Raw genomic sequence first — 5,897 nt, forward strand, 5'->3', positions numbered from 1 at the left:
ATATAGAAAATTAACAGCCTCGTTAATTCCATTTCTGTTTAATTTTAAACTTCCCCTAGAATGATTCAGGTAAGTGTCTGACTTCAAGCAAATACCCACCGCGCTTAAAGGAAATATATTCTCCCTGTTTAAGGGCGGATAATACATTGAGTATACTACTGCGAGAAAGCAGCGTACGATCCTGAATATATTCCAGTATCGTGGTACGCAAACGCGTCTCCTCCGGGAGCAAAATCATTTCCTGAAGGTGGTTACGAATAACGGAATAGGTACGCTGCTGGAGTACCTGCGCATCACGGAATATCAAATAGGCCGTATGGTATGAGAGCAGCGCTGCGACATCCTCCCAGACGCCCTCGGCACGGAATAACTCGGCCGCCTTGTCCGCATCGAGACGTAAAATGGTCGACTCCCTTTCCGCACGGAGAAAATGGCCTTGCGTAGGCTGGATCATCTCAGCAATACCAAACAAATGCGGCTCGTAAACGGTCACGACCACCAGTCCATCTGATGTCCGCAGCAGGGACAGCTCCCCTTCCAGAAAGAGGTACATCTGCTGTTTCCCCTTCCGTAACCAGGTGAGTCGCTTACGTGGAACAACGTGCACTTTCTCCGCTATCGGCTCAAGGATAGCGGTCAGTCGTTCGATGGATTTTTCGGGTCGAACAGGCGGTAAAATATGCATGGTACAACCTTCTGACATTCAGTATCTGCCATTATAGACCATATATTTTAAGCGGTTAGCCGATCAAAACTGATAGCTGTAGTTGACGCTGGCAAACCAAAGATAAGGATGGTCGTAACTTCCGGCAAACGCCACCGGCGATTTCACATGCGACGACTGCATATGAAGATACGACACGGCAATACCAATATTGCTGGCCGGGGTGATTTGATACTGGGCTCCCGTACCAAATCGCCACTCATCGCCGGTAGGTAAGGTTAAGGCCACATCGCTCTGGCTTTCATACGGCGAGCTATCGAACGCCACACCGGCATTCAGTCGCCACTGAGGCGTTGGACGATACTGCACGCCCGCCGCACCGTGCCACGTGTCCTTCAGGCGGCTGACGTTGTTAAGCTGCTGGTCCCCGACGACGATTTGCGGCGCGCCGAACTGGCTCCAGTCCTGCCAGCCGAGATCGCCCATAACCGACCACTGCGGGTTAATGTCATGCACAAGGCTGAGCATAATTTGCTGCGGCGCGCTGATTTGTGCTGACACCGGCAGGTCGTAGGTGCCGTTCTGTAGACGCGCGTTGCCGTCAATATTGAAGCTGTAGTCCGTTTCGCTGTTCCAGGTAATACCGGCTCGGGTCTGGTCAGTTAGCTGCATCAGCAGCCCAAGCCGATAGCTCATGGCCAGGTCTTCATCGCGTCGCCGGTAGTCATCATCGTTAACGCTGCGAGTCAGCGAGAAGTAACCGTAGTTAACGTTGGCGGACGCGCCAATCGAAAGACGGTCGTTAAGCTTATAGGCCAGCGAGGGGCTGAGCGTCATGGCTACCATGGTACTCTTTTTAATCAGCCTGTCGCCCGCCCAGCTGCCGTAGTCGATCCCCAGGCCGTAATTACCGTAAAGCCCGACCCCGGCATAAAGATTATCGGTCACCTTCTGGCTATAAAAGGCGCTGGCATTCGGGATGGTTTTCATCACATCGCCGGGGCTTTGATGGGCATCGTTATCCAGCTGGTTGTCGATGGAGCCATCCATAACCTGTAACCCACCAGTGACCATATGATCCGGTAAGCGTGTCATGCCAGCCGGGTTGGTCATAATTGTAGAGGCATCCTGCGCACGAGCCGCCTGCCCTGCTCCGGCAAGCGCGGTATCTTCGGTGCCAGCTTCATAAAAATAGAGGGCGCTGGCATGGGCACTGGAGGCAGCTAATAAGCCAGCGCACAGGAGGAGTCGTGTTTTCATCTGCGATCCGGGAAATAAAAAATTTGCCGACAGATATAACAGGGGCGATTGATTACGTAAAAAGAAAGAGGGTTTAATTTTAAATTATGCGCGCGCGTAATTATATTTATGACACTCCAGCGACAGCCGGAACAAAGGCACCGTGATTCTGCATGCACCAGGAGAAGAATTTCTTACAATGCCGTTTGTACTCGTTCGGCTTAAGACAAGCGTTACTCACTACTGGGATCGCTCTTATCCTCTCGCATGGATTCGATAAACTCCCGTTGCTCCGGTGTGAGTTCAAGCTCATCCAGCAGGCGATCTAACTCTTCTTCAGGCGATTCCTTTTGATTCTTTCTCTTCCCGCTAGCCATACTCACCCTTGAGTTATTAGGATTAATCTCAGGGTATCCAGGGTACAGGAAATGTGCAACTTAGCGTGTTATGCCATGAGTGATTCGTTGTTTAGCAAAAGCAGACTAAAAGCATATAAAATCACCCTTTACGCATAAAAATTCAGTGTTAGCATGGAGGTACATAATTTTTTTCTGGAGATGGCTATGCTGGACATAACCCATTTTGGGCTTTTCGCCCTATCTGTATTTCTCCTTTCCGTTACACCTGGGCCTGATATAGCCTACGTGGTAGGTCAAAGCGTGGTTAATGGAAGACGCGCGGGAATTATCTCTGCCGCTGGTGTAGCATTAGGTAGTTGCACACATGCAATTGCAAGCGCTGTGGGATTAACCGCGTTGATAACAGCATCTCCGATGATGTTCACCATCATTAAGTCTCTCGGTGCGGCTTATCTGGTGTATCTCGGTAGTAAGATGATTTGGGGAACGCTGACAAAGCAAACCACGAATCACAACGAAGCTGAACGCGTTAAGGCAAAAGCGACTCTGACGAGTCTACTTACTAAAGGTTTCATAACTACCTTAACCAACCCGAAGGTACTGTTATTCTTCATCTCCTTTTTCCCTCAATTCGTTGCGCCTGGAAGCGAGCACCAGACAGCTTCTTTCCTACTCCTGGGAATGACCTACGCATTGATCGCTTTTATGACTGATTTAACGTTCGCCGTACTTGCAGGTAGTGCAGCCGGAACCGTTTCGCAAAACAGAAGGTTGCAGAAAATACTGGATAGAATTGTTGGTGTAACATTCATTGGATTAGGGCTCAGATTGGCGTTTACACGCCGTTAAGAATATGGGGCGTTCAGCCCCTTATTCTTTGGGATAAGAAAATACAGCAGTGACTAAATGTGACCCTGATTTATCAGATTGGACGTCATAGGCGAAGTTATACCGCTCTCCAGGTGTAAACTTAAATCCGAACACAGGAAGACACCCGCCCTTTTGAACATACACGGGCTTGTCATCAAAAATCTTGTGAAGAGAGTCGCTATTATCACTGTTGATTTGGATAGCAGTGATCCGTTCCTGTGGCTCCAGTGGTGACAACACACAAACTTGATTATCTTTGATTAATGCCGTTGAAGATTCACGATCTACCATTCGATCACCAGGCCCAGGGCATCCCGTTAAGATGAACACAACACCCAGCAACATTTTGTATTTCATGTTTAACGCCCCTGTACATCCCCATGCGCCCAGGCCTTTGATAATAAGACCACTTACTAATCCCATAAACCAGCAGTAACCAGTAATCAGCTAAAATAGAGGCTTGCTGTTCAAGAGAGTAATCAGTGAGCTTTTCTTTATCCAGCCTGTAGGTATATTCAGCAGCCAAGTAGGACTTGCTCGAAAACTGGAGCCTGGAGATTATTCCGCTGGTTTTCACACGATTACTATAGCAATTTCAGCACAATAAGCACTCTTAAGATAACAATGAAGATTATCGGTTATGGCGTTAAAGCAAAAGTGATTTTCGACCTGTTAACAGCAGAAAATGAAACCCGTTAATCCTTTGTATTTTTTCGATAACGCCAGGATTTATAGGAAATTACCGGCGGCTGTGCGAAGGACATAATGGCAACCCCAAAGATCATCGCCAGCCCCCATGCAGCTGCTCTATCAGGTGAGCTGAAGACGAAAAGTAGCAGTAGGGTAAAGGTACACACAGCCACCACTCCCGCCAGGGTAACAAATCGTCTAGCGAGGTCATTTATGGCCTCTCCAGGCGTTCCTCCATATTTTTCAATATTGCTTTTTATCTTCTGCAATTCGGGCTGCGTAAACCCTGAACGTAACAAAGCCTCATCAGTCACTTTCATATCGTCTCGTCCCTTATCTCCCAAAAGTGTTTTTCCAATCGCTGATTATGCAAGCAATCATAATGATGAACTTTACAGCAATCCAGCCGAAACTTTTCGGCAGATTCCATCTCCACTTTCTTATTATTTGGGTGATGCAAGGACATTACGACAATGGTTGGTTTCGCTTTGCGAAAGTCAGAAGTACTTTGTATTGATTAACACTTAGTATTGATTCATGTACAAACTTTGCTAAAACCTCCCTACCCTCTGACAGAGGAAAGCCACTTACCTTCCTTCAGTGGTTTATGTCGGAATTTTTGACATGGTTTGATATGTCCGCGTCATGCTTCAATGGCACAATCAACGGCAACACCTGAGGCGGTCCAGACACCTGATCCGCTCCGAGTATTGATTATCCCCCCCGCTTTCATCTGAAAGTATCGACCATTCTCCGCGCTGGCTGAAGATTGGCAATCCTATACTGGTTTTCTGTAAAAATTAGGTGGATGATCTTTGCCACTGGCTATCCTGCGAACAAAATAGATTAAATGCACCTAAAATAGCCTATAATCCGTAGTTAATCATGCTGAAGTGGTCACTGAACGTACAAAGCACAAGTCTGTACCTATGGGCGTTATGATGTGGTGCATGCAGCAAAGCCAGTAATGGCGCGGCCTAGGCAGAACTACCATCTGTGGCGCAGCTAAACACAATCACCGATCCGCCCTTCTATACAGATAAATAATTTTCGTATAAAAACAACGAAAAACCCTCCATTTCTGGGTCTGTGAGAGCCTCTCAGCGGGACGCTGTGATATGGGTCTGTCAGTTTACAATTGTGAGGGGGATGACGAGCTGTAGAGCTTCTGGTGGTGCATACGGAGCTATTGGTGGTGGTGCTCGCGCTGGTGTGGATTTCAGGCAATAAAAAACCCCGCCGGAGCGAGGTCAAAGTGGGGATGTTTTAGAATTGTTCAGGCTTCGGCCTTAATGTTCATGACTGTTCTGGTGCTGACGTTGTGGCTTTCTGCGATTGCAGGAATGGTTTTACCTGCTGCGAGTTCTGCTTTAATGGCTTCACGATCAATAGAGCGACCTTTGCCCCGTCCGGTGATCCTGCCTGCGGCTTTTGCTGCTTCGTAACCTTCACGCTGGCGCTCCAGCATCGTTTCACGTTCCATCTGTGCGACTGCTGCCAGTACGGTCAGCATCATATTACCTGCTGGAGAGTTCTTCCCGGTCTTAAAATCCTCTTTGTGGATCTGAACAACTACACCCCGTTCTGTTAACCGCTCAACCATTGCCAGCAAGTCAGCAGTGTTACGGCAAAGGCACAGGAAGACAGCGTTTCGCCTGTTGTAATAAAGCGAGGCAAGTTGCAACGCAAGCAAAGTAGTGTAACGCAGTGATAACACCAGGATGTTTCATGCAGATCTAGTGAAATTATTAGGCGGCTAATCGATCCACTCAGCGGATCTATAATAGAGCCGGGGATATTTTAAGCAGGAGGATGTAAACTGGGAGGATAAAGAGACGGGACACCTACGGGGGCGGGTTGTGTAAGTATTTCCTGTTGTCTTCGACCTTATTGCACGTAAAATGACCAGACACATTTTGGAAAGGAGTCTTTAATGGATATTGCGTTGCTTAACAGGGGCTGGAACAGAACATGGTCAGATACCATGGTGAATCTGGAGGCCCGGAAACTCGTCGAAACAGCAAACCGGCTGTCAGCATTCTATTTGCAAGATGGTCTTACACGTATCAAGTTTG

General features: G+C 47.9%; 6 protein-coding genes and 1 pseudogene. 1 reads left to right on the top strand and 6 read right to left on the bottom strand.

What is annotated here, in order from left to right; translation table 11 throughout:
* Positions 1-55: 55 nt before the first annotated feature.
* Positions 56-685, bottom strand: coding sequence for a winged helix-turn-helix transcriptional regulator (locus IPZ49_RS22790; RefSeq protein WP_022649277.1), 630 nt, complete (start codon positions 683-685; stop codon positions 56-58).
* Positions 686-748: 63 nt separating this feature from the next.
* On the bottom strand, positions 749-1,924 hold the full coding sequence (locus tag IPZ49_RS22795; RefSeq protein WP_063146498.1) for an OmpP1/FadL family transporter: 1,176 nt from the start codon (positions 1,922-1,924) through the stop codon (positions 749-751).
* Positions 1,925-2,466: 542 nt separating this feature from the next.
* On the opposite strand from IPZ49_RS22795, the gene IPZ49_RS22800 reads away from it, so the two are divergent.
* Entirely contained in the window at positions 2,467-3,111 is a 645-nt protein-coding gene (locus IPZ49_RS22800) for a LysE family translocator (protein ID WP_023298536.1), read from the top strand.
* 21 nt (positions 3,112-3,132) lie between these two features.
* Here IPZ49_RS22800 and IPZ49_RS22805 read toward each other — a convergent pair whose 3' ends face one another.
* From IPZ49_RS22805 to IPZ49_RS22815, 4 genes and pseudogenes are all read right to left on the bottom strand, one after another.
* Positions 3,133-3,489: a putative T6SS immunity periplasmic lipoprotein gene (locus IPZ49_RS22805; protein WP_063146499.1), complete on the bottom strand. Its 357-nt coding sequence runs from the start codon at positions 3,487-3,489 to the stop codon at positions 3,133-3,135.
* Positions 3,428-3,655 (bottom strand): annotated as a pseudogene (locus tag IPZ49_RS23430) (hypothetical protein); the annotation flags it as partial. The pseudogene IPZ49_RS23430 and the gene IPZ49_RS22805, both read right to left, overlap by 62 nt.
* Before the next feature lie 172 nt (positions 3,656-3,827).
* Complete coding sequence (locus IPZ49_RS22810) at positions 3,828-4,142, bottom strand: hypothetical protein (RefSeq protein WP_022649281.1); 315 nt, start codon at positions 4,140-4,142, stop codon at positions 3,828-3,830.
* A 956-nt stretch (positions 4,143-5,098) separates the two neighbouring features.
* Positions 5,099-5,515, bottom strand: coding sequence for a recombinase family protein (locus tag IPZ49_RS22815; RefSeq protein ID WP_223863119.1), 417 nt, complete (start codon positions 5,513-5,515; stop codon positions 5,099-5,101).
* Positions 5,516-5,897: the final 382 nt, after the last annotated feature.

Source organism: Enterobacter cloacae complex sp. S2 (genome assembly GCF_015159675.1).
In the GTDB taxonomy this organism is placed as follows: domain Bacteria; phylum Pseudomonadota; class Gammaproteobacteria; order Enterobacterales; family Enterobacteriaceae; genus Enterobacter; species Enterobacter intestinihominis.

Coding starts and splice junctions, on each gene's coding strand:
- IPZ49_RS22790 (WP_022649277.1), bottom strand. CDS start 685: ATGCATATTTTACCGCCTGTTCGACCCGAAAAATCCATCGAACGACTG.
- IPZ49_RS22795 (WP_063146498.1), bottom strand. CDS start 1,924: ATGAAAACACGACTCCTCCTGTGCGCTGGCTTATTAGCTGCCTCCAGT.
- IPZ49_RS22800 (WP_023298536.1), top strand. CDS start 2,467: ATGCTGGACATAACCCATTTTGGGCTTTTCGCCCTATCTGTATTTCTC.
- IPZ49_RS22805 (WP_063146499.1), bottom strand. CDS start 3,489: ATGAAATACAAAATGTTGCTGGGTGTTGTGTTCATCTTAACGGGATGC.
- IPZ49_RS22810 (WP_022649281.1), bottom strand. CDS start 4,142: ATGAAAGTGACTGATGAGGCTTTGTTACGTTCAGGGTTTACGCAGCCC.